This window comes from Protaetiibacter larvae, assembly GCF_008365275.1.
GTDB classification, from domain to species: domain Bacteria; phylum Actinomycetota; class Actinomycetes; order Actinomycetales; family Microbacteriaceae; genus Homoserinibacter; species Homoserinibacter larvae.
In genome coordinates this window covers 953,139-975,696 of the sequence record NZ_CP043504.1, presented here as the reverse complement: position 1 = coordinate 975,696, position 22,558 = coordinate 953,139, and the positions used below count along the sequence as shown (strand labels likewise).

At 72.1% G+C, this 22,558-nt stretch carries 22 protein-coding genes, 1 tRNA gene and 1 riboswitch; of the genes, 5 read left to right on the top strand and 18 right to left on the bottom strand.

Annotated elements, in window-relative coordinates; translation table 11 throughout:
- The first annotated feature begins 5 nt into the window (after positions 1-5).
- Positions 6-785 (top strand): phosphate ABC transporter ATP-binding protein PstB, encoded by a 780-nt coding sequence (gene pstB, locus FLP23_RS04555; RefSeq protein WP_149324771.1) that lies wholly within the window; start codon positions 6-8, stop codon positions 783-785.
- A gap of 625 nt (positions 786-1,410) precedes the next feature.
- Here the strand turns inward: pstB and FLP23_RS04550 are convergent.
- Positions 1,411-2,040 (bottom strand): DNA-directed RNA polymerase subunit beta, encoded by a 630-nt coding sequence (locus FLP23_RS04550; protein WP_149324770.1) that lies wholly within the window; start codon positions 2,038-2,040, stop codon positions 1,411-1,413.
- A 56-nt stretch (positions 2,041-2,096) separates the two neighbouring features.
- Here FLP23_RS04550 and FLP23_RS04545 point away from each other — a divergent pair.
- A tRNA-Lys gene (locus FLP23_RS04545) sits at positions 2,097-2,169 on the top strand.
- Positions 2,170-2,198: 29 nt separating this feature from the next.
- Here the strand turns inward: FLP23_RS04545 and FLP23_RS04540 are convergent.
- Positions 2,199-2,516, bottom strand: coding sequence for a YegP family protein (locus FLP23_RS04540; RefSeq protein WP_149324769.1), 318 nt, complete (start codon positions 2,514-2,516; stop codon positions 2,199-2,201).
- 72 nt (positions 2,517-2,588) lie between these two features.
- The gene (locus FLP23_RS04535; RefSeq protein ID WP_149324768.1) at positions 2,589-3,104 is read right to left on the bottom strand and encodes a hypothetical protein; all 516 of its coding nucleotides are present in this window, start codon (positions 3,102-3,104) and stop codon (positions 2,589-2,591) included.
- Between the two features lie 37 nt (positions 3,105-3,141).
- Between FLP23_RS04535 and FLP23_RS04530 the strand changes: the two genes are divergently transcribed.
- Positions 3,142-3,906 (top strand): putative protein N(5)-glutamine methyltransferase, encoded by a 765-nt coding sequence (locus FLP23_RS04530; RefSeq protein ID WP_149324767.1) that lies wholly within the window; start codon positions 3,142-3,144, stop codon positions 3,904-3,906.
- A gap of 113 nt (positions 3,907-4,019) precedes the next feature.
- Here FLP23_RS04530 and FLP23_RS04525 read toward each other — a convergent pair whose 3' ends face one another.
- The 8 genes from FLP23_RS04525 to FLP23_RS04490 all read right to left on the bottom strand — a co-directional run bounded on the left by FLP23_RS04525 (position 4,020) and on the right by FLP23_RS04490 (position 11,586).
- A complete protein-coding gene (locus tag FLP23_RS04525) occupies positions 4,020-4,421 on the bottom strand; it encodes a VOC family protein (RefSeq protein WP_149324766.1) in 402 nt (133 codons plus the stop codon).
- Between the two features lie 37 nt (positions 4,422-4,458).
- Positions 4,459-4,863 carry a helix-turn-helix transcriptional regulator gene (locus FLP23_RS04520; protein WP_149324765.1) on the bottom strand — a complete coding sequence of 135 codons (405 nt, stop codon included), beginning with the start codon at positions 4,861-4,863 and terminating at the stop codon, positions 4,459-4,461.
- A gap of 50 nt (positions 4,864-4,913) precedes the next feature.
- The gene (locus FLP23_RS04515; protein ID WP_210413953.1) at positions 4,914-5,987 is read right to left on the bottom strand and encodes a VIT1/CCC1 transporter family protein; all 1,074 of its coding nucleotides are present in this window, start codon (positions 5,985-5,987) and stop codon (positions 4,914-4,916) included.
- Between the two features lie 189 nt (positions 5,988-6,176).
- Positions 6,177-7,100, bottom strand: coding sequence for an aldose 1-epimerase family protein (locus tag FLP23_RS04510; protein ID WP_149324763.1), 924 nt, complete (start codon positions 7,098-7,100; stop codon positions 6,177-6,179).
- The gene (locus FLP23_RS04505; RefSeq protein WP_149324762.1) at positions 7,097-8,032 is read right to left on the bottom strand and encodes an aldose 1-epimerase family protein; all 936 of its coding nucleotides are present in this window, start codon (positions 8,030-8,032) and stop codon (positions 7,097-7,099) included. Before FLP23_RS04505 ends, FLP23_RS04510 begins: the two co-directional genes overlap by 4 nt.
- Positions 8,033-8,034: 2 nt before the next feature.
- The gene (locus FLP23_RS04500; protein WP_149324761.1) at positions 8,035-8,913 is read right to left on the bottom strand and encodes a bifunctional methylenetetrahydrofolate dehydrogenase/methenyltetrahydrofolate cyclohydrolase; all 879 of its coding nucleotides are present in this window, start codon (positions 8,911-8,913) and stop codon (positions 8,035-8,037) included.
- Between the two features lie 60 nt (positions 8,914-8,973).
- Positions 8,974-10,266, bottom strand: coding sequence for a serine hydroxymethyltransferase (gene glyA / locus FLP23_RS04495; protein ID WP_149324760.1), 1,293 nt, complete (start codon positions 10,264-10,266; stop codon positions 8,974-8,976).
- A gap of 30 nt (positions 10,267-10,296) precedes the next feature.
- Positions 10,297-10,380, bottom strand: a riboswitch (ZMP/ZTP riboswitch).
- A 21-nt stretch (positions 10,381-10,401) separates the two neighbouring features.
- Entirely contained in the window at positions 10,402-11,586 is a 1,185-nt protein-coding gene (locus tag FLP23_RS04490; RefSeq protein ID WP_149324759.1) for an MFS transporter, read from the bottom strand.
- Positions 11,587-11,631: 45 nt separating this feature from the next.
- Between FLP23_RS04490 and purU the strand changes: the two genes are divergently transcribed.
- Positions 11,632-12,483: a formyltetrahydrofolate deformylase gene (gene purU / locus FLP23_RS04485; RefSeq protein ID WP_149324758.1), complete on the top strand. Its 852-nt coding sequence runs from the start codon at positions 11,632-11,634 to the stop codon at positions 12,481-12,483.
- A 36-nt stretch (positions 12,484-12,519) separates the two neighbouring features.
- Here the strand turns inward: purU and FLP23_RS04480 are convergent, their stop codons facing one another.
- Positions 12,520-14,109 carry a S1C family serine protease gene (locus FLP23_RS04480; RefSeq protein WP_149324757.1) on the bottom strand — a complete coding sequence of 530 codons (1,590 nt, stop codon included), beginning with the start codon at positions 14,107-14,109 and terminating at the stop codon, positions 12,520-12,522.
- 107 nt (positions 14,110-14,216) lie between these two features.
- Positions 14,217-16,040, bottom strand: a complete 1,824-nt coding sequence (locus tag FLP23_RS04475; protein ID WP_149324756.1) for an AAA family ATPase — start codon at positions 16,038-16,040, stop codon at positions 14,217-14,219.
- A gap of 74 nt (positions 16,041-16,114) precedes the next feature.
- Between FLP23_RS04475 and nagA the strand changes: the two genes are divergently transcribed.
- A complete protein-coding gene (gene nagA, locus FLP23_RS04470; protein ID WP_149324755.1) occupies positions 16,115-17,248 on the top strand; it encodes an N-acetylglucosamine-6-phosphate deacetylase in 1,134 nt (377 codons plus the stop codon).
- A 269-nt stretch (positions 17,249-17,517) separates the two neighbouring features.
- On the opposite strand, the gene FLP23_RS04465 is transcribed toward nagA, so the two are convergent.
- The 5 genes from FLP23_RS04465 to FLP23_RS04445 are packed head-to-tail and all read right to left on the bottom strand — an operon-like array spanning position 17,518 to position 22,430.
- Positions 17,518-18,309 carry a glucosamine-6-phosphate deaminase gene (locus FLP23_RS04465; RefSeq protein ID WP_149324754.1) on the bottom strand — a complete coding sequence of 264 codons (792 nt, stop codon included), beginning with the start codon at positions 18,307-18,309 and terminating at the stop codon, positions 17,518-17,520.
- A complete protein-coding gene (locus FLP23_RS04460) occupies positions 18,309-19,235 on the bottom strand; it encodes an ROK family protein (protein ID WP_149324753.1) in 927 nt (308 codons plus the stop codon). Before FLP23_RS04460 ends, FLP23_RS04465 begins: the two co-directional genes overlap by 1 nt.
- Positions 19,232-20,674, bottom strand: coding sequence for a glycoside hydrolase family 3 N-terminal domain-containing protein (locus FLP23_RS04455; RefSeq protein WP_149324752.1), 1,443 nt, complete (start codon positions 20,672-20,674; stop codon positions 19,232-19,234). Before FLP23_RS04455 ends, FLP23_RS04460 begins: the two co-directional genes overlap by 4 nt.
- Entirely contained in the window at positions 20,671-21,510 is an 840-nt protein-coding gene (locus tag FLP23_RS04450) for a carbohydrate ABC transporter permease (RefSeq protein WP_246140058.1), read from the bottom strand. Before FLP23_RS04450 ends, FLP23_RS04455 begins: the two co-directional genes overlap by 4 nt.
- Complete coding sequence (locus FLP23_RS04445) at positions 21,507-22,430, bottom strand: carbohydrate ABC transporter permease (RefSeq protein ID WP_149324751.1); 924 nt, start codon at positions 22,428-22,430, stop codon at positions 21,507-21,509. The genes FLP23_RS04450 and FLP23_RS04445 overlap by 4 nt, the downstream gene beginning before the upstream one ends.
- Positions 22,431-22,558: the final 128 nt, after the last annotated feature.

Below are 22,558 nucleotides of genomic sequence, written 5' to 3'. Positions count from 1 at the left end.
AATCCATGTCCAAGCGCATCGAGGTCCGCGACCTCAACGTCTACTACGGCGGGTTCCGCGCCGTCGAGGGCGTCACCCTCACGATCGAGCCGCGCACCGTCACCGCCTTCATCGGCCCCTCCGGCTGCGGCAAGTCGACCTTCATCCGCACCCTCAACCGCATGCACGAGGTGATCCCCGGCGCGCGCGTCGAGGGCGAGGTGCTCATCGACGGCAACAACCTCTACGGCCCGGGTGTCGACCCGGTGCTCGTGCGTCGCCAGGTGGGCATGGTGTTCCAGCGACCGAACCCGTTCCCCACCATGTCGATCCGCGAGAACGTGCTCGCCGGCGTGCGCCTCAACAACAAGCGCATCTCGAAGCCCGACGCCGACGACCTCGTCGAGAAGTCGCTGCGCGGCGCCAACCTGTGGAACGAGGTGAAGGACCGCCTCGACAAGCCGGGATCGGGCCTCTCCGGCGGTCAGCAGCAGCGGTTGTGCATCGCCCGCACGATCGCGGTCTCGCCCGAGGTGATCCTCATGGACGAGCCGTGCTCCGCCCTCGACCCCATCTCGACGCTCGCCATCGAGGACCTCATCGAGGAGCTCAAGACCGAGTACACGATCGTCATCGTGACCCACAACATGCAGCAGGCCTCGCGCGTCTCCGACCGCACCGCCTTCTTCAACATCGAGGGCACCGGCAAGCCCGGCAAGCTCATCGAGTTCGACGACACGATCAAGATCTTCTCGACCCCGAGCGTGCAGGCCACCGAGGACTACGTCTCCGGCAAGTTCGGGTGAGCTGAGCCCCACCCCACCCCACCCCACCCCCGAATCAAGGAGTCGAGCCTCCCAAATCAAGGAGTCGACGTTGCCCCTGAGGCGGATGTGACGAGAGTTGCCGCTCCAGCATCCGCACTCCGTGAGTTGGGTTGCCGCACTCCTTGAGATGGGATGCCGGGGCACGGGCGCAGCCTGACTACGGGCGCATCCCGGGAGCGGGCTCGTGCCGGGCGCAGAAGCGCTGAGCACAGAAGCGCCGAGCACAGAAGCGCCGAGCCGCAGAAACGCCTCTCGGCGCAAGGCCGCTCGAAGCGGCGAAAAGTGGAGCCCGGGGTTACTGCGGCCCGGCCCCGACAGTCTACGCGACGCGCGTCATCCCCCACCGGAGAGCAATAACCACCCTCAGAAATGCAGGAGACTCGGCCGGGGGTGCCAGGAACCGCGGGTACCCGGCGCGCGAAGCGGCCGAATCTCCTGCATTTCTGGCACAGCGGGACCCCGACGGGGGCACCCCCGCGATGCGTGCGCGGCCCCGGGCGCCCGCGGCGGCCAGCGCGCGCGGCGTCACCACCGAAGCAGGCTCGAACGGGCGCACCGGTGGCGCTGGCGGCCTCCCGAGGCGTTCGAGCCCGCTTCCGTGACGCTATTCGAGCGCGTCGTCGTGGGCGAGCCGGGCACAGGCGGCGAGCTCGTCGGCCATCAGCGCGAGGCGGGATGCGCGCGTCGTGAGCTCGGTGGCGCGCTCAGGGCTCGCCGCCTCCTGATCGTCGGCGATGCTCGTGGCGCCCGCCGCCTCTACCCGGCAGAACGCCGCCGCGCGCTCGAGCGCGTGCGGGAAGTCCCCGTCGAACACCCCGTGCAGGATGCGGTCCGCCAGTTCGAGCACCTCGCTCGGCCCGGCGGGGCTCGGGGCGCCGGCGATCACCGGATCGATCGTCGCCAGCACCTCGGTGCCGCGCTGGAACAGCAGCGCCACGCCAGCCGGGTCCTGGCGGATCATCACCCGCAGCAGGTAGATGCGCCAGAGCGCCCCCGGCAGCGTGCGGGGACCGGATGCCGCCCACAGCTCGGCGACCGCGTCGAGCCCGTGCTCGTCGGTGAAGCGGACGACCCGATCCACCACCTCGGGATCGTCGCTGTCGCGCACGCGCGCGAGCAGGGAGCGCGCCGTGTCGTGGGCGATCCGCATGACGGCGGCCGGATCCCGTGCCCCCGGGAACGCCTCGAACTCGCGCCCCCCGAAGAGCGCGGGCTTGTGGAAGTCGTCGGCCATCGCCCCATTCTCCCCCGGCAACCGAGCCCCGCGCCGACGACTACCCTGGACACATCGGGCCTGTAGCTCAGTCGGTAGAGCATCGGACTTTTAATCCGCGGGTCGTGGGTTCGAGCCCCACCGGGCCCACCGCGCACCACCACGCGAGCACCCGGCCGCTACGGCCCGGTCGCCTCGCCCGCCTTGTCGCGCACGTTGTCGGCGGCACGCTGCGCGTTCGACTTGGAGGCGAAGGACTCCCCGGGAACCGCCACGATGTGGCCCCCGCGGTGGGCCCGCCAACTCCAGTGGCCGCCCTTGTTCTCGTAGAGCTCGTACTCGGCTGCCGTCGCCCCCACCTTGAACGCCTCGGCGGCGCGGTTCGCGTTCGACTTGGAGGCGAACGACTCACCCGCCCACGCGACGGTCTGGCCGTTGCTCGCGATCAACCACCATGAGTAGTGGCCGCCCTTGTCGGCCTTCACCTCGAATTGCACGCCGTTGTGCTCCCGTCTCGGACCCGGGTGGCCCGGATGAGGCTCAGTATCCTCGGGCTCGGGGGCGCGTGTCTACGGCCGGGCGGGGCGTGCCCCGCGGGACGGCCGAGGAGCGTCGGGATGCAGCACCCGGTACGAGCCGATCGTGCGAGCCACCGTGTGGCCGAGGGCCACGAGCACGGCCACCAGGGTCACGAGGATCAGCAACCAGAGCGGCCACTCCAGCAGCTCGGACAGTTCCCAGGTCTCCTTGATCGCGATGAGCACCGCTCCCGCGGCGACCAGCAGCCAGCCCTGGGCCTTGTCGGTGAACTCCACGAACTGCCGCAGCTGGTCGGCGTCGAGCACTTTCATGATGGCCTCGCGCTGCCTCTTCACCCGGCTCCGCCGCAGCAGGTAGGCGACGGGCGGCAGCAGCCACCACCACGGCGACAGGGGCCGCACGGACGGCACGGCATCCACCGCCTCCGAGAGACGGGCGCGGTCGAGCTGCTCGTCGCGCAGCTCGAGCGACGCCTGGTAGATGGCCGCGGTCAACAGAAGCCAGGCGCCGAGCGCGGCGGCGATGCGGATGATGAGTTCCAGCACGAGAAGACGGTAGCGCGAAGCGGTACCGTGGGGCGCGATGACCGAGACCGCCGATCCGCTGGTGGAGCGGTTGCGCGCCGCCGGCTGTGTGTTCGCGGAGGACGAGGCCGCCCTGCTGCGGGAGGCGGCATCCGGGGCTGCGCTCGAGGCGCTCGTCGTGCGACGGGTCGCGGGTGAGCCGCTCGAGACGCTGCTCGGCTGGGCGGCGTTCGACGGGCTGCGGGTGGCGGTGGCGCCCGGAGTGTTCGTGCCGCGGGTGCGCACCGAGCTGCTCGTCGAGCTGGGCGTCGAGGGGCTGCCTGCGGGCGCCGTCGTCGTGGAGCTGTGCTGCGGGGTGGGCGCGGTGGCGGCCGCGATCCGGGCGCGTCGACCCGACGCGGAGGTGTGGGCATCCGACATCGACCCGGATGCCGTCGCGGTCGCCCGGCGCAACCTGCCGCCCGGGCGCGTGCTCGAGGGCGACCTGTACGACGCGCTGCCGGCAGCGCTGCGCGGGCGGGTCGACCTCATCGTGGCGAACGCGCCCTACGTGCCGAGCGACGAGATCGCCTTCATGCCGTCCGAGGCACGTGACTTCGAGCACCGGGTGGCGCTCGACGGCGGGGCCGACGGGCACGCGATTCAGGCGCGGATCGCCGCCGGGTGCGGGCAGTGGCTCGCACCCGGCGGGCGGGCGATCATCGAGACGGGCGAGCGGATGAGCGCGCGGACGGCGTCACTGCTGGAGGCTGCGGGGCTCGTGGTGCGCGTCGTGCGCGACGAGGAGCGGGACGCGACGGCGGTCGTGGGGGTGCTCGGGTAGCTGGGGATCGGGGATCTCGATACACCGCCCTTCGGGCGGCATTCGATCAGCGGAGGGCGCGACCCGACGCGGCACCGGGGTCCAGCGCCCGTCGGGCAGCCACAGCACGCACATCAGCGCGCGGTGAGCCGCAGCTGGTTGCCGGCCGGGTCGCGGAACGCGGCATCCCGCACACCCCACGGCTGGTCCATGGGCTCCTGCTGGATGTCGGCGCCCGACGCCGCGATCCGCTCGAAGTCGCCGTCGAGGTCGTCGGTGGCGAGCACCGCACCCGGCAGCACCCCCTTCGCGAGCAGGTCGGCGAGCAGCTCGCGGTCGGCATCCGACTCCCCCGCGCCCACCGGGGTGAGCACGATCGAGACATCCGAACCGGCCGGTGCCACGGTGATCCAGCGCTGACCGCCACCCAGGTCGACGTCGCGGAGCACCGAGAACCCGAGCACGTCGCGGTAGAAGGTGAGCGCCGCCTCGGCGTCGTCGAAAGCGATGTAGCTGTGCTGCAGTGAGATCGTCATGCCGTCACGGTACGACGGATGCCGCCTCGGCCGCTTCTCAGATCCTGACCGGGCGCGTGACCGCCTTCGACACGCACGGGATGCCGTCGAGCGCCGCCTCCGCGGCGTCCGGATGCGCGGCCGCCCGGTACGCGCTCGGGCTGACGCCGACGAGCTCGGTGAAGCGCGCGCTGAACGAGCCCAGCGAGGTGCAGCCGACCGCGAGGCAGACCTCGGTGACGCTCAGGTCGCCGCGGCGCAGCAGCGCCTTCGCGCGCTCGATGCGGCGGGTCATGAGGTAGCCGTAGGGGGTCTCCCCGTACGCGGCGCGGAAGCTGCGCGAGAAGTGACCCGCCGACATGAGCGCCGTGCGGGCGAGCGCGGCCACGTCGAGCGGCTGCGCGTACTCGCGATCCATGCGGTCGCGGGCGCGACGCAGCAGCACGAGGTCGGCGCGGTCCATGAGTCCAGTGTGCACGCGCAGCGGGGATCCCGCGACCACCGGTCGCCGGCTCAGCCGACCGAGGCGCCGAAGACCAGGCCCAGCAGGTAGGTCGCCGCGGCCGCGCCGAAGCCGATCCCGAGCTGTCTGAGCGCCCGCCGGAGCGGCGATGCCCCCGAGAGGATGCCGACCACCGCGCCCGTCGCGAGCAGCGCGATCCCGACCAGCCCCGCCGCCAGAGCGACCGCCGGCAGTCCATTCAACCCGAAGAGGTACGGCAGCACCGCGATGAGGGCACCCGAGGCGAAGAACAGGAAGCTCGAGATCGCGGCGCGCCACGGCGAACCGACCGCCTCGTCCGGATCGAACTCCTCGGGGGGCGCGTCCGCGTCGAGGTGGTGGGTCGCGAGCACCTCGCGCGCGTGCGCCTCCGCCTCGGTCTGGTCCATGCCGCGAGCGCGATATACGAGCGCCAACTCGTTCTCGTCGACGTCGAGGTGGGGAAGCGCGGTCTGGGACTCCGGGTCCGGTCGGGATGCCGCGAGCAGTTCACGCTGCGACCGCACCGACACGTACTCGCCCGCCCCCATGGAGAGTGCGCCCGCGAGCAGTCCCGCGATGCCCGTGAACAGCACGACGCGCGGGCTCACCCCGGTCGCCCCGATGCCGAGCACGAGGGCCAGATTCGAGACGAGGCCGTCGTTGGCGCCGAACACCGCCGCCCGGAAGCTGCCGGAGAGCTGGGTGCGCCCCCGCGCCGCGAGCCCGCGCAGCACCTCGCCGTGGATGCGTTCGTCGGCGGCCATCTGCGCGGTGGCGTCCGCGTCGTCGTCGTAGGGCGAACGGGCTTCAGCGCGCTGTGCGAGCACGAGCACGAAGAGGAACCCGAGACGCTTCGCGAGGAAGCCGAAGAACCGGGTGCGCAGATCCGGTCGCGGCGCGGGCTCGGCCGACGGCCCCAGCAGCTGGAGCCAGTGCGCCTCGTGCCGCGACTCCGCCTCGGCGAGCGCCATGAGGATCTCGCGCTCGCGTCCCTCGCGCCGCCGTGCGAGATCGCGGTACACCGCGGCCTCGGCGCGCTCGGCTGCGAGGTAGCGACGCCACCGTCGCAGTTGGGCAGGGCGGGGGGCGGCATCCGGACTCACCGCTCCATCCTGCCGGGCCCGCCGCGCTTGCGGGCAGCCGAATCCCCTCCGCCGCCACCCCAGAAATGCAGGAGAACCGTGCGGCTACCCCCTGTTGGCCCAACAGCTCGCGGCCGGGCGCGCGAAAACTCCTGCATTTCTGGTGAGGCAGAGGCGAATGCGGGGACGGGGATGGGGACGGGGGTGCGGCTACGGCGCGGGCGTGTAGCGCAGGCCCCAGCTGCCGTCGTCGGCTTCGCCGGGCTCGAGCCAGCGCAGCCCCTCGCCCGAGTTGAGGGCGTCCGGCGGCGCCGTCATCGGCTCGATCGCGACCGCCGTGCCGAGGCCGTCCGCCTTCGGGAACAGCGGCGTCGTGAACACCTGCAGGTAGCGCCAGTCGTCGTCCTGCAGCACCTCGAGGCGGCTGCCGTCCGGGGCCGTGAGCGTGGCGGCGACGCGATCCACCGGGCCGAGCCCGCGGAACGCCGTGTCGAGCGCGAGCTCGCCCACCCGCCGGCCGGCCCGCAGATCGGTGCCGCCGTCCACCGGGTGCCAGGCGACGGGATCCATCCGACCGTCCACCTCGAGGTACTCCGCGGCGGGCACCGTGAGCACGAGCTCGGCCACATCGAAGGCGCCGATGCGGGGGTACGGGTGGGTGCCGAGGGCGAAGGGGGCACGGCGGTCGGAGAGGTTGCGGACGCCGTGGGTCACCACGATCCCGTCCGGCAGCAGCTGGAACCGCACCCAGGTGTCGAGCAGGAACGGCCAGCCGTGCTGCGGATGGATGATCGCGCCGAGCGTGAGCGTGTCCTCGCTTCGCTCCCGCACCTCGTACTCGGTGAACTCGAGCAGCCCGTGCAGAGCGCCGCCGCGGGCGGGCTCGGTGATGTCGAGCTGCTGCACCTCGCCGTCGAGCACCCAGCGGGCGGCGCGCACCCGGTTGGGCCAGGGCGCGAGGGCGATGCCGGAGCAGAACGGCGGCGGCGCGGTCTCGACCGGAAGCGGCTCGGTGAGGTCGACCCCGCCCACCCGCAGCGCGCACAGCACGGCGGCGACCGTGCCGATCTCGGCGGTCGCGTCGCCCGCGCGCAGGGTGAACCGCTCTCCGACGCCGGTCACGGTGGTGCTCATGCTGTCTCCTCGTCTCGCACGCCCCAGGACGCCTCCCAGCTCTCACCCGGTTCCAGCCAGGCGAGCCCCGCGCCCGAGTTGAGCGCGTCGGGGGCGGCCGACATCGGTTCGAGGGCGACGGCGAGGGAGGGGGTCTCGGATCCATCCGCGCTCAGGTGCGGGAAGTCGCGCGGCGTGAAGACCTGCAGCCAGCGGAACGGCTCGTCCTGCCACAGCACGGTGCGTCGGCCGTCGGGGGCCGTCAGGATGGCGCTGCCGGTCGGGCCGGTCGCGATGCCCGCGTAGGCGACGTTGAGGTCGAGCTCGCCGATGGCGCGGGGGGTGGTGAGGTCTCGCGGACCGCCGGGCTCGACGTCGCTCTCACCGACCGGCAGCAGCAGCTCGTCGAGCACGAGGTAGCGGTCGGCGCCGCGCACCTCGAGCGTGGTCTGCTCGATCGCCGCGGCCCCCGCCCGCAGGTACGGGTGCGCACCGACCGCCCACGGTGCGGGCGCTGCGCCCAGGTTGCGGGCGCCGTGCGTCACCGTGAGGCCGTCATCGGCGAGCGCGTATCGCACCCAGGTGTCGAGCAGGAACGGCCAGCCGTGCTGCGGATGGATGCGCGCGCCGAGCAGCACCGCGGCATCCGTGCGCTCCCGCACCCGGTAGGCCGTGTTGCGCAGCAGCCCGTGGATGGCGTTGCCGCGACTCGGGTCGCTCACGTCGAGTTGCCGGACTTCGCCATCCAGCTTCCAGCGCGCATCGCGCACCCGGTTGGGCCAGGGGGCGAGCACGATGCCGTGCCCGTGCGAGGGCAGCCGCGTGGGAGGGGTGCTCTCGACGAGCTCGCGCCCGCCCACCGCGAGCCCGAGCAGCACGGCGGCGAGTGTGCCGATCCGGGCGATCGAGCGCTCGGTGCGCAGCCCGATGAGCTCGCCGATGGGGTACGGCATGGTCAGTTCTGACGTTCGGCGGCCTGCACGACGTTGGCGATGAGCATCGCGCGCGTCATGGGACCCACGCCGCCCGGGTTGGGCGACAGCCAGCCGGCGACCTCGGCGACCGCCGGGTCGACGTCGCCGTGCAGGCGCGCCTTCCCCGACTCGGTGGTGCCGACGCGCGTCACACCGACGTCCAGCACGGCGGCGCCGGGCTTGATCCACTCCGGTTTCACGAAGTGGGGCACGCCGATCGCCGCCACCACGATGTCCGCACGCCGCACTTCGGCCGCGAGGTCCTGCGTGCGGGAGTGGGTGAGGGTGACGGTCGCATCGACGCCTTTGCGGGTGAAGACGAGCCCGAGCGGGCGGCCGACGGTGAGACCGCGGCCGATGATCGTGACGTGCCTCCCGGCGATCGGGACGTCGTGGCGACGCAGCAGCTCGACGACGCCCGCGGGCGTGCACGGCAGCGGGGAGTCGAGCTCGCCGTCGACACCGAGCACGAGGCGGCCGAGGTTGGTGGGGTGCAGGCCGTCCGCGTCCTTCGCGGGGTCGATGAGTTCGAGCATCGCGTTCTCGTCGATGCCTTTCGGCAGCGGCAGCTGGACGATGTAGCCGGTCACCTCGGGGTCGGCGTTGAGGCGGGCGATCGCGGCGCGCACCTCGGCCTCGCTCGCATCCGCGGGGAGTTCCTCACGGATCGAGCGGATGCCGACCTCGGCCGAGTCGCGGTGCTTGCCGCCCACGTAGCTCACCGATCCGGGATCGGCACCGACGAGGAGCGTGCCGAGCCCCGGCACGACTCCGCGCGCCGCGAGCGCCGCGACCCGCTCCCGCAGCTCCCCCTTGATCGCCGACGCGGTCGCGATCCCATCCAGTGCAATCGCGCTCATCCCGCGAGATGTCCGTTCTTGCAGTTTTCGGCCCGGAAGTCTGCAACAGGTGACATCTCGCTAGCTCCAGGAGGTGGGGGAGGTGAGGCCGGAGTAGAGGGGGTGGGCGTCGGCGAGGCGGGCCACGCGGGCGCGGAGGGCCGGGATGTCGGCGCCGGGCTGCAGGGCGAGCGCGATCACGTCGGCCACCTCGGTGAACTCGGCGTCGCCGAAGCCGCGGGTGGCGAGCGCCGGGGTGCCGATGCGCACACCCGAGGTCACCATCGGCGGGCGCGGGTCGTTCGGCACGGCGTTCTTGTTGACGGTGATGCCCACCTCGTGCAGGCGGTCCTCGGCGTCCTTGCCGGTGAACTCCGAGTTGCGCAGATCGACGAGCACGAGGTGCACGTCGGTGCCGCCCGTCAGCACATCCACGCCGGCCGCGCGGGCGTCGTCCGCGACGAGGCGCTCCGCGAGCAGCTGCGCACCCCGGATGGTGCGCTCCTGACGATCGCGGAACTCGTCGGACGCCGCGAGCTTGAAGGCGGTCGCCTTCGCCGCGATCACGTGCATGAGCGGGCCGCCCTGCTGGCCGGGGAAGACGTTCGAGTTGATCTTCTTGGCGATGTCCTCGTCGTTCGTGAGGATGAAGCCCGAGCGCGGGCCGCCGATCGTCTTGTGCACGGTCGAGCTCGTCACGTGCGCGTGCGGCACGGGCGAGGGGTGCAGGCCCGCGGCCACGAGGCCCGCGAAGTGCGCCATGTCGACCCAGAGCTTCGCGCCCACCTCGTCGGCGATCGCGCGGAAGGCCGCGAAGTCGAGCTGGCGCGGGTAGGCCGACCAGCCGGCGATGATCACCTGCGGCTGCACCTCGAGGGCCACCCGGCGCACCTCGTCGAGGTCGACCCGGAAGGTCTCGGGGTCGACCTTGTAGGAGTGCGCCTCGTAGAGCTTGCCCGAGAAGTTGAGCTTCATGCCGTGGGTGAGGTGGCCGCCGTGGGCGAGCTCGAGACCCAGGATGCGGTCGCCCGGCTGGGCGATCGCCGCGAGCACCGCCGCGTTGGCGGAGGCGCCCGAATGCGGCTGCACGTTGGCGTAGGCGGCGCCGAACAGCGACTTGGCGCGCTCGATCGCGAGGGTCTCCACGACGTCCACGAACTCGCAACCGCCGTAGTAGCGGCGGCCCGGGTAGCCCTCCGCGTACTTGTTGGTGAGCACGGAGCCCTGGGCCTCGAGCACGGCCCGCGGCACGAAGTTCTCGGAGGCGATCATCTCGAGCGTGGACCGCTGGCGGCCCAGCTCGGACTCGAGTGCGGCGGCGACCTCGGGGTCGACCTCGGCGAGGGGGGAGAGGAAGGTGGATTCAGCAGTCACTGGGCGCTCCTTGTGGGGACAAGCGGATACCGTCGCGGCCCAGGCGTACGGCCGCTTTCCGTCTCAGTCGCTCCCCGATGGTGACCCATCCGAACGCCAGTCGCGACGCGTCCAGCATAGGGGAAAACCAGGCGCTCAGGAGGGGTGGGCGGCGATCCGCACGCGGTCGGTCGAGACCGCCACGACGAGCGCCAGCACGATCAGGCCGGCCGCCGCCCACGGCAGCACCGCGATCCCGAATCCGTCGAGCAGCGCACCGCCGAGGAGCGCCCCGCCGCCGATCGCGATGTTGAAGGCGGTCGTGAGCGATGCGGCCGCGAGATCGCGGATGCGTTCCGACGCGGAGTGCAGCACGCGCGAGTGCATGAGCGCCGGGACGCCGCCGAAGAAGATGCTCCACAGCACGAGGCCCACCACGACGGGCACCACGGAGGTGCCGAAGAGGCAGAGCAGCAGGATGCTCACGGCGACCCCCGCGAATGCGAGGTTCACCGAGCCGCGCGGGAAGCGGTCCCCGAACGCGCCCCCGAGGATGAGGCCGATGGCCCCCGCCGCGCCGTACGCGAACAGCAGCCCCGGAACCCCCGACTCCGGCACCCCGCCCACCTGGATCGACCACGGCGCGATGTAGGTGTAGAAGACGTTGTGCCCGGTGATCACGAGGATCACGGTGATGCAGACGATCACGACCGCCGGCACGCTGCGGTCTTTGCGGACGGGCAGCGCGATCTCGCCGGTCGCGAGCGTCACGAGGTGCGAGACGGGCGGCAGGAACAGCACCACGAGCAGCATGAAGAGCACCACGACGCCCGCCATCACCGCGAAGGCGAGCCGCCAGTCGAGGGCGTGGCCGAGGGCGCTGCCGAGCGGGACACCCAGGATGAACGCCGCCGTGCCGCCCGCGTTCGTGACGGAGATCGCACGGGCCAGCTGATGCTTGGGCACCAGGAGGGCCGCGTACGGCCCCGTGACAGCCCAGAACAGGCCGTGCGCGAGCCCGCCGAGGATCCGCGCGCCGAGCAGGAACTCGTAGCTCGGTGCGATCGCGCACAGCACGTTCGTGACGGCGAAGACGCCGAGCAGCACGACCATGAGCCACTTGCGCGAGTACCGCCGGGTGAGCACCGTGAGCGGAGCCGTGGAGAGCACGACGGTGGCGGCGAACACCGTGACGAGCAGGCCGATCTGCGACTCGGACACCTTCAGCTCGGCGGCCATCTCGGGCAGCAGACCGGTGGGCAGGAACTCGCTCGAGACGGAGGCGAAGATCGCCCCCGCGATCACCAGCAGCCGGAAGAAGGGGAAGCCGCCGGAACTCACCCGTCGAGCCTAACCCCGGCCCGCGACGCCCTACGCTGGTGTCCCATGAGCGCGACCCACTGGACCATCACCCTGGTCTGCGAGGACAAGCCCGGGATCGTGCACGCCGTCTCCGGGGCCATCGTCGAGGCGGCCGGCAACATCACCGAGTCGCAGCAGTTCTCGAGCGACGACACCGGCACCTTCTTCATGCGCCTGCAGGTCGAGTCGGCGGTGAGCCGCGAGCAGTTCGAGGCGGCGCTCGCGCCGGTCACCGAGCGCTACGGGATGACGTGGACGCTGGATGTGGTGGGGCGCCCCCTGCGCACGCTCGTGCTCGTCTCGACCGCGGGGCACTGCCTCAACGACCTGCTGTTCCGTCAGCGTGCCGGGCAGCTGGGGGTCGACATCCCGCTCGTGCTCTCGAACCACCCGGACCTCGGTGAGCTCGCGGCGTTCTACGGCGTTCCCTTCGAGTCGCACCCCGTGACGAGTGCGGGGCAGAAGCTCGCCTTCGAGGAGCGCGTGCTCGAGGTGGTGGAGGAGCACGACATCGAGCTCGTCGTGCTCGCGCGGTACATGCAGATCCTGTCGCCCGCGCTGTGCGAGGCGCTCGCGGGACGCATCATCAACATCCACCACTCGTTCCTGCCGGGCTTCAAGGGCGCGAACCCCTACAAGCAGGCGCACGCGCGCGGCGTGAAGATCATCGGGGCGACCGCGCACTTCGTCACGAGCGACCTCGACGAGGGGCCGATCATCGAGCAGAACATCGTGCGCGTCGACCACACCCGCACCGTGCCCGAGCTCGTGGCGATCGGTCAGGACGAGGAGAGCCGCACCCTCACGCAGGCGGTCAAGTGGTTCTCGGAGGACCGCGTGCTGCTCGACGGCGCCCGCACCATCATCTTCCGCTGAGCGGCGCCGGACCCTTCGGCCCGACGCCGCCCGGTCTCAGGAGAGCGTGAAGGTGTTGAGCACTTTGAGGACGCCCGGGTCGCTCGAGGCGTAGTCGCCGAAGGTGCCGAGGATGAGCAGATAGCCGGAGGCGTCGCCGTTGTCGGCGTCGACCACCACCACCACGGCGTCCGCGCCGGTCGGGCACGAGGTGTACACCGAGAAGAGCCCGCTGTACTGCCCGTCGGCGTAGTCCTGGTCGATCTGGCCGCTCGAGGGCGTGCAGCCGAGGTTGGTGAGCCCCAGGTCGAGCGTGGCGATGACGTCGGCGGGTGCCCCGAGGGCCTGGTAGTCGGTGGAGTGGAGCTCGACACCCGGCGCCGCGAGCGACCCGAAGCTGCCCAGATCGGAGCTCGCCTGCAGCAGCGTCTCACCCGCGCCGGGGGTGGTGGCGACCTGGTTCCACTCGGCGGGGACCGTCACCGCGATGCGGTAGTCGTCGCTCACGATGTCGGTGTAGCCGCTGCTCACGTTGCCGCCGTCGCCGCCGCCGCCGAGCACGCCCGACGCGGTGACCTCGATGGGGTCGGAGCCGTTGATCTCGCCCTCGAGCAGTTCGTCGGTGGCGGGACGGTACACCACGGCGCCCATGGGCGCGTCGACGCCCTTGGTCTGCAGCACCTGGCAGTAGTTCTTCATGGTGCCTTCGGTGGTGTTCTCGAACTGCGAGAGGCTGCTCGCGCCGGCGAGCGTCACGCCGCCGAGCTTCTGCAGCACATCGCCCGGCTCGATGCCGGCCTTGTCGGCCGCGCTTCCTTCGGCGACGGACTGCACCCAGATGCCGCTCAGGCCGTAGGGGTCGTCGGTGGTGAGGGCGGAGAGGTTGAGGCCGAGGCTCAGCACCGATTTGCCGGCCTTGAGGTCGTCGAGCACCGGCAGCACGTCGTCGCGGCCGATCGCGTAGTTCGAGGTGGCGAGGTTGTCGTTGCCGTAGAAGTTGACCCCGACGACCTTGCCCTTCTCGTTGATGAGCGGACCACCCGAGTTGCCGCCGCGGATCGCGGCATCCGACTGGATGCCGTGCGCCACCACATTGTCGAAGGTGTCGAAGGCGTAGTCGCTCTTGACGACCGCGCCCTTCGTCATCGAGAAGGTCGGGTCGCCGAGCGGGTACCCGAGCGCGTAGACGTCGGAGCCGGTCGAGATCTTGCCCTCGGCCCAGTCGAAGTAGGGGACGGGCTTGTCGACGTCGACCTGCACGACGGCGATGTCGAGGCACTCCGAGGTGCTGAGCACGCGCACCGGGTAGCTGTCGCCTTCGCCGCCGATCGTGACGCTCAGCGATCCGGCGCCCGTGACGACGTGGTTGTTGGTGACGGCGATGCCGTCGGAGGTGATGAAGAAGCCCGATCCGGACCAGCGGTATTCGGCCGGGTCGATCGTGTCGGGCTCCACGAAGGTGCCCTGCCCCGAGAACTGGATGGTCGCCGACTGGACGGCCGCGGAGTCCTCGCCGTCGTAGCTGACCCCGCCTCCGCTCTTGCTGTCGCCGCCGCCGGGGAAGCACGCGGTGAGTGCCGTCGCCAGGAATGCGGCGACGGCGATGCCGGCGTAGGAACGCCGACGGGAGGTGGGGGATGCGGACACGAGACGCCTCTTCTCGGGTGGTGGTCGGGAACGCGTCCGCGAGGAGGGGCCGCGCGGCTCGAAACTATGCAGTCGCGAGGTCTCACGGCAGTATCAATGTGGCCGTCTCACCCGACGGGCGGCAGCTCCCCCGCGGCGCCGAGCACCCGCTCCCGTGCACGGCGCAGCAGGCGATACCAGGTGGGGCGGCTGACGTGCATCGCGGCGAGCAGCTCCGACTCCCTGCGGCGCGGGCCGAAATGCGCCAGCTCGATCGCCTGCCGGAGCCGGCGATCCTCCCCGCTCTGGTCGAACACGCGGTCGAGCACCTCGCGCAGGCGGGCCTCGCGTTCGAGATCCTGGTCGGAGGCGAGCAGGTCGCGCGGCGCCCCCGTCCGCGACGGGTAGCCCTGTTCGCGCAGCACGAGCGCCTCCACGAAGCCCACCGCGCCGACCGGCCGGAAGTCGGTGATCGTCACTGCAGGGACCCCGGGGCCGCTCGCCGCACGGCTCACCGCGGCGTTGAGGCCCGGCTCGCGCTCGCCCCGGGGGAAATGGATGAGGATGGCCTCCACGTCGGGCATGTCGACGCGGTACATGAACGCCCCCGTCGAGAGGCGCGAGGCCTCCGCACGGTCGCGGAGCGAGGCGTCGGCGAACAGCGACACGCCCGCGAAGGAGCGCTCCGGGTCGACTCCGGCGAGACGGGCCGACTCCGCGAGCGCCTCCGTGATCGGGCCGAGCCTCGGAAGACGCGACACCTTCGTGAAGCGGTTGTAGAGCAGGGCGGTGCCGTCCCAGCGACGCATGACGAAGTCGAGGTCGGGCGAGGCATCCCAGGCGAGCAGCTCATCCCAGCCCGGGTCCTCGTCGTAGCCGTTCGCCCGCCCGAAGGCGGGGAACTCGCCCGGCGCTGCCGCGTCGGCGTAGTGCGTGGCGCTCGGCCGGTTCGAGAACGAGCGGCGGTACTCCTCCCCCTCGATGAACTGCGAGAGCTCGATGAGCGCGTCGATGTCGCCGAGGCGCGCCCGACCGCCGAGGTGGAGGGCGACGCGGTGGACGAGCTCGCGGTAGCGTCCGGGGGCCGTCGCGCGCAGCCGTGCGCGCATCGCGGAGGCGAGCACCGGATGCATGGTCAGTCCGGGGCCGAGCCGTTCGACCACGGGGAGCGCCGCGAGCGCCCGCATGGCGTCCCGGGTCGAGCGGCCGGGCAGCGCCGCCGCGATGAGCCGCGCATCGACGACGCGCGTGAGCGCGGCCACCTCGAGCACGGCGGGGTCGGCGTCGAGCATCGACTGGCCGGCCAGCCACGCCGTCAGCCGGCCCTCCAGCTCCGACTCGAGCGAGCCCGGGGTGCCCGCGGGCGCCGCCGCCGCGACGGTGAGCGCGAGCGGGGACCCCTGCGCCCACGCGACGATCTCCTCCTGGCGCTCGTCGTCGGTCACGCCGCTCGCGGCCAGCAGCGCGGTCGCGTGCTCGTCGGCGAGCGGATGCAGCAGCAGCTCGACGACCACCGCGGGCAGGCCGTGATCGTGCCAGGACGGATCGGGGGCGGCGCGGCCCGCGAAGACGATGCGCGAGTCGTCGCCGAGGGAGTCGAGCAGGGCGTCGCGGAGGGGACGCAGGGCGGCGCCCAGGGCATCCACCTCGTCGATCACGATGCAGCGGCGCGCCGTGCCGCCCTCCAGCACGCGCTCGACGAGCGGCGCGAGCTCACCCGGGAGGGTGCGGGCGTCATGGGCGGCCACCTGGTAGCCGTCCGCCTCCGCGGCGCGCGCCGTCGCCCGGAGCAGCGCCGACTTGCCGATGCCGCCCGCGCCGTGCACATAGAGCACGCGGCGCTCGCCGGCGGGATCGAGAAGCTCGCGCACGGTCGCGAACTCGGCATCCCGTCCGGCGAAACGCTCGGCATCGGCGGCGGCCACGGTGTCGCGAAGCGTCCTGGTCGTCACGAACGCGCACGCTAGCGGCGGGGCTCTCGGCCCGTCAAGAGGGCGCCCGTCGAGGTGCGCCCTACGCTTCAGGTGTGACGGTTCTGCTGCACTCCGCTCTGCTCACCGACGAACGCGCCGAGACCCCTGACGGGTGGGTGCTGTTCGACGGGGATCGGATCGCGGCGGTGGGGGCCGGCGAGCTGCCGGATGCCGACGAGACGGTGGATCTCGCGGGCGCGCGGCTCGTGCCGGGCTTCGTCGACATCCACGGGCACGGCGGCGGCGGGCACGCCTTCGACGACGGCGGCGAGGAGCTGCATGCGGCCCTCGCCGTGCATCGCGCCCACGGCACCACCCGGTCGGTGATCTCGCTCGTCGCGAACCCGCTCGCCTCGCTGCGGCAGAATCTGGTCGAGATCGCGGCCCTCGCGGCGTCCGACCCGCTCGTGCTCGGCTCGCACCTGGAGGGACCGTTCCTCGCCCCCGGCAAGCGCGGCGCCCACCACGCCGAATACCTGCGTGAACCCGACCCGATCGCGGTCGACGAGCTCATCGGCGCGGCCGCCGGCACGTTGCGGCAGGTGACCCTCGCCCCCGAGCTGCCCGGAGCCGCCGCCGCGATCGACGCCTTCGTCGCGGCCGGCGTGCGGGTGGCGGTGGGGCACACGGAAGCCGACTTCGAGACCGCGGCACGCGCGTTCGACCGCGGCGCCACCCTCCTCACGCACGCCTTCAATGCCATGAACGGCATCCATCACCGCGCCCCCGGGCCCGTCGTGGCGGCGCTCTCCGACCCGCGGGTGACGCTCGAGCTCGTGCTCGACGGGCACCACGTGGACGAACGCGTCGCAGCCCTCGCGCTCGACGAGGCACCGGGACGGGTGGCGCTCATCACCGATGCGATGGCCGCCGCGGGCAGCGCCGACGGCCACTACCGCCTCGGCTCGCTCAACGTGACCGTGCGCGACGGCCTCGCCGTGCTCTCGGGCACCCAGACGATCGCCGGCTCGACCCTCACGCTCGATGCGGCGCTGCGGCGCGCGGTCGAGGTGGTGGGGCTGGACTGGCCGGACGCCGTGGGCGCCGTCACCGCGGTCCCCGCGCGGGCGCTCGGCTACGGCGATCGACTGGGACTGCTGGAGCCCGGCTACGCGGCCGACGCCGTAGTGCTCGACGCCGACGGCGGCGTCGCCGCGGTGTGGGCCGCTGGTGGGCGGATCGGCTGATCTCGATACACCGCCTTCGGCGGCACTCGATCAGCGGGGCGGGCGGATGGCTTGCGGGACGCTGGCACCGGGTCGGGCGGGAGCGCGCCGACGCGTAGCGCCGGCACGCGAGGGCATGCGTCCCGCAAGCCATCCGCCCGCCCCGCGAAAGAGATGGCCTCGCGGCGAAGGCCAGAAATGGCCTTCGCTCCTAGCTCCAGCGCCAAACCGGGCGCCGAGACGGCGCCCGGCGCTGGCGTCGCGGCGAAGGCCAGAAATGGCCTTCGCTCCTAGCTCCAGCGCGCCCAGTCGGGTCGATTGGCCCAGGCGTAGCGGTAGTAGTCGGCGAAGCGCAGCTTCGACGCGGCCGCCTCGTCGAGGATGACCGTCACCTCGGGGTGCAGCTGGATCGCCGACGCGGGCAGCGACGCCGACACCGGGCCCTCGACCGCGCCCGCCACGGCATCCGCCTTCGCCTCGCCGAAGGCGAGCAGCACGAGCCGCCGCGCGTCGAGGATCGTGCCGAGCCCCTGGGTGAGGCAGTGCCGCGGCACCTCGAGGATCGAGTCGAAGAAGCGCGCGTTGTCGCGGCGGGTCGCCTCCGTGAGGGTCTTCACCCGGGTCCGCGAGGCGAACGAGGAGCCCGGCTCGTTGAACCCGATGTGCCCCGTGCGCCCGATGCCGAGCACCTGGATATCGACACCCCCGGCCGCAGCGATCGCGGCCTCGTAGCGGTCGCCCGCGGTCTGGATCTCGCCGCCGTCGTCCCCAGGCACGTGGACGAGAGACGGCGTGAGGCCGAGGGTGTCGACGACTTCGCGCGTGATGACCGCGCGGTAGCTTTCGGGGTGGCCGTCGGGCAGGCCGATGTACTCGTCGAGCGCGAAGCCGCGCACCCGCGACCAGTCGAGCGGCCGGGTGGCGAGCGAGTGCCAGACGGGCAGCGGCGTGGACCCCGTGGCGAGTCCCAGCACCGCATCGGGCTTCGCGCGCACGACGCGCTCGATGAGGTCGGCTGCGAGTTTCCCCGCTGCGCGCTTCGCCTCATCCGGCGAGCCGGGCAGGATGACGACTTCGGCCATCAGACCACCCCGACCGAGCTCGCCTCGGGGTCGCCCACGAACGCCGCTCCGACGGCCGCGGCCGGGAAGTCGGCGGGGAGCAGCTGCAAGCGCTCCCCCAGGGCGAGCGAGGTGACGAACGGCGAGTGCGTCTCCCACCCGGCGATCACGGCGCGCACGCCGTCGAGCAGTTCGTCGCCCAGCCGGCTGATGCCGCCGCCGATGACGACGTCGTCCACGTCCACCGCGAGCACGAGGATGCGCACGGCCTCCGCGACCCCCTCGAGGAGGCGCCCGCGAACGGCGACCGCCGCGGGGTCGCCGGAGGCCGCCGCCGTGAACAGCGCGCGCACCGGCAGCAGATCGGTGCTCGGCCACTGGCGTGCCACCGCCGAGCCGGAGGCGTACAGCTCGAGGCAGCCGCGCTGACCGCAGGCGCAGACGGGGCCGACCGGGTCGACCGGGATGTGCCCGATCTCGCCCGCCACGCCGCGCACGCCGCGCCACAGGCGGCCGCCCACGACGAGTCCTGCCGCGAGTCCCGTGCCGAGGTTGAGGTACGCCATCGACTGGGCGGGGCTGCGGTCGAGCAGGTGGAACGCGCCCAAGGCTGCGGCGTTGACGTCGTTCTCGACCCGCACCTCGCGCCCGAGGCTCTCGTGCAGCTGCGCGCCGAGCTCGAGATCCTCGAGCCCCAGGTTGACGGCGTGCGAGACGCGCCCCGTCGCCGGGTCGACCGCGCCGGGGATGCCGATGCCGATCGAGGTGATCTCGGCGACCGGCGTGTCCGAGGCGCGCGACAGCTCGTGCACCGCGGAGACCGCGGTGCGCAGCACGACGTCCGCGCCGAATCCGGTCGGCAGCCGGAGCGTGTGCGCGATGCGCCCGTCCTCGCCGATCGCGACCGCATCCGTCTTGGTGCCGCCGATGTCGATGCCGACTCTCACTGCTCGGTTCCTTCCAGGAGGCTGCGCACCGCATCCGAGACGCTGCGCGACGCACCGAAGGTGGCGATGTCGGCGTAGCGGCGGTCGGGGGCGGGCCAGCCCATGTCGATGACGACGCTCCCGGGCTGTGCGGCCCGTGCGCGGTCGATGAGGTCGCGCGTCCAGGCGCGACGGTGGTTGTCTTTGCCGACGATGAGGTAGGGCGCGTCCGATGCGGGGAGCGCATCCCCCTCGTGCAGGCGCTGCGGCTCGACGCCGACGCTCGCGAGCCCCCACGGCACGTCGGGCCCGACCGCCATGTTCGCGGTCGTCTCGAGGCTGAGGATGCGGATGCCGGCGGGCAGCGGCAGCACGCCGTCGGCGATGTCGAAGGCCTGCGCGACGCGGGCGGGGTCGACCGCGAAGGCGGGCGGCTGGTCGATGGCGTCGCCGGGCAGGGATGCGGCGAGCGCCCCCACCCGCGCCTCCGCGTCGGCGAGTCGCTCGGTCGCGAGGGTGCCGTCGGCGAGCGCGGCGCCGATCGCCGCCTCGATCGCGACGAGCTGCTCGTCGGTGTTGCGGGTGCCGATGCACAGCAGGTCGCAACCGGCCGCGAGCGCGCGCACGGCCGCGGCGGGGATGCCGATCTCGCCGGAGGCGCCCGCCATGTCGAGGGCGTCCGAGACGATCACCCCGGTGAAGCCGAGCCCGCCCTCGTCGGCGGGACCGCGCAGCAGTTCGCCGAGGATCCGCGCCGAGAAGGTGGCCGGACCCGTGGCGTCGAGCTGCGGCAGCAGGATGTGGCTCGACATGATGGTGCGCGCCCCCGCCGCGACCGCGGCCACGAAGGGCACGAGCTCGCGCGCGCGCAGGGTGTCGAGCGGCAGGTCGACCACCGGGAGCGCATGGTGCGAGTCCTGGGCGGTGTCGCCGTGGCCGGGGAAGTGCTTCGCGCTCACCGCGACGCCCTCCGCCTCGTGCGCCGCGATCCAGGCCGCCGCATGGCGGGCCACGAGCGCGGGGTCGGTGCCGAAGCTGCGCACCCCGATGACCGGGTTGTCGGGGTTGGAGTTGATGTCGACGTCGGGCGCGAAGTTGAGGTTCACGCCTGCCGCCCGCAGCTCGCGGGCGACCGCGGCGCCGACCGACGCGGTCAGCGAGGCGTCGTCGAGACGTCCCAGCACGGCGTTGCCCGGGAACGGCGAACCGGTCGCGGCGTACAGCCGCGAGACGTCGCCGCCCTCCTCGTCGATCGCGATGAGCGCGTGCGGGTTGGCCGCGCGGATCGCCGCCGTGAGGGCGCGCAGCTGGTCCGGCGAGACGATGTTGGCCGCGAACAGGCAGACTCCGGCGAGCCCGCGGCGCAGGCGCGCCTCGAGCCAGGGGGGCAGCTCGGTTCCGACGAACCCGGGGAGCAGCACCGCCCCCCCTTGCGTCGTCGAGCCTGTCGTGATGCTCATCCCTTGACCGCGCCTCCGACGAGGCCGCTCGTCATGCGGCCCTGCACGATGAGGAAGAAGATGATCACCGGGATGGCGACGATGGTCGAGGCGGCCATCACCTGGCCCCAGTCGGTCTCGCGCGTCGCGGAGGCCTGCACGAAGCCGCGCAGCCACAGCGGCAGCGTCTGCGCCGCCTCGGCCGGCAGCAGCACCACCGCGACCGTGAACTCGTTCCATGCCTGCAGGAACGCGTACACGCCGGAGGCGACGAGGCCGGGGGCGAGCAGCGGGAAGGTGATGCGCATGAACGCCTGGAAGCGGCTCAGGCCGTCCACCATGGCGGCCTCCTCGAGCTCGGCGGGCACACCCGCGACGAAGCCGCGCAGCATCCACACCGTGAACGGGATGACGGCCGCGATGTAGATGACCGAGACGCCGATGATCGAGTTGAGCAGCCCCAGCGACGACATCATCTTGTACTGCGCGATGAACAGGCCCTCGGCCGGCAGCATCTGGATCAGCAGGAGCGCGAGCACGAAGGTTTTGCGACCCCGGAACTTGAAGCGGCTGATCGCGACGGCGCCGAGGAAGGCGAACACGAGGCAGAACGCGACCACGATGAGGGTGATCGAGATGCTCATCCCGAGCGCCCCCCAGAACGAGCCGTCGGCGATCGCGCCGGCGAAGTTCGAGGGGGTGAAGTACTCGCCGGGGAAGAAGTGCGGGGTGAACTGCTGCAGCACGGCGGTCGAGATGAACGCCGAGTTGACCATCCAGTAGACCGGGAAGGCCCACACGACGGCGAGGACGATGGCGACGACCGTGAGGACGACGCGTCCGAGCTTGAGGGTCACTGTGCCTCATCCTCCTTGATCAGGTCGCGGACGTACGCCCAGCTGATGGCGAGCGTGATGATGAGCACGACGATCGAGACGGCGCTCGCCACCCCGAAGTCGTTGGCGCTCGCGCCGAGCTTGTAGATGTAGGTGCCGAGCAGGTCGAAGTCGCCCGACTTGGAGCCGGCGTCCTTGAGGAGGGTGATCTGGGCGAACACCCGCAGATCCCAGATGAGCTGCAGCAGCAGCACGATCGAGAGCACCGGCCGGATGATGGGGGTGACGATCCGCCAGAACCGCTGCCAGGCGTTCGCGCCGTCGATCTGCGCGGCCTCCATGACCTCGTCCGACACCTGGGTGAGCCCCGCGTAGACCGCGAAGGAGACGAACGGCACCGACATCCAGACGATCAGGATGCTCGCCACGAGGAAGAAGGTGAGCGGGTGGCCGAGCCAGTCGTAGCGGTTCATGTCGACACCGGGGAGCAGGTCGAGCAGGTAGTTGACGACGCCGCGCCGGCGGTCGAAGAGCCAGATGAACACGGTGGTCGCGGCGGCGACCGGGGTGGCCCAGGCCAGCAGCATCGCGATCTGCAGGATGAGGCGGGCCACCTTGCCCACCGCGTTCATGAGCACGGCCATGAGCACGCCGATCACGACGGTCGCGAAGGCGGTGACGACGCAGAACAGCAGCGAGCGACCGAGCACCGCCCAGAACTCGCCGTCGAGCACCAGGTTGGCGAAGTTGGCGAAGCCGACCCACTCCGGCGGCTTGCCGAACTGCTGGGCGAGTCCGTAGTCCTGGAACGCCGTGATGAACTGCCAGACGAGCGGGTAGGCGAGCCCGGCGAGCAGGGCGACCACCGCGGGGATGATCAGGACGTAGGGGACGCCCGAACGTCGGGGCTCGATGCGGGTTGCCGGGCTGTTCGCGGACATGCGGGATCCTCCTTTCGGAAAGGCTGTCAGGGACGAGGTGCGAGTGCACGTGCCGCGATCGCGGCGGGAAGTCTGTGAGGCGCTGCGGGAGACCCTCCCGGCGTCGATGCCGGGGGTGCCGGTCGGGC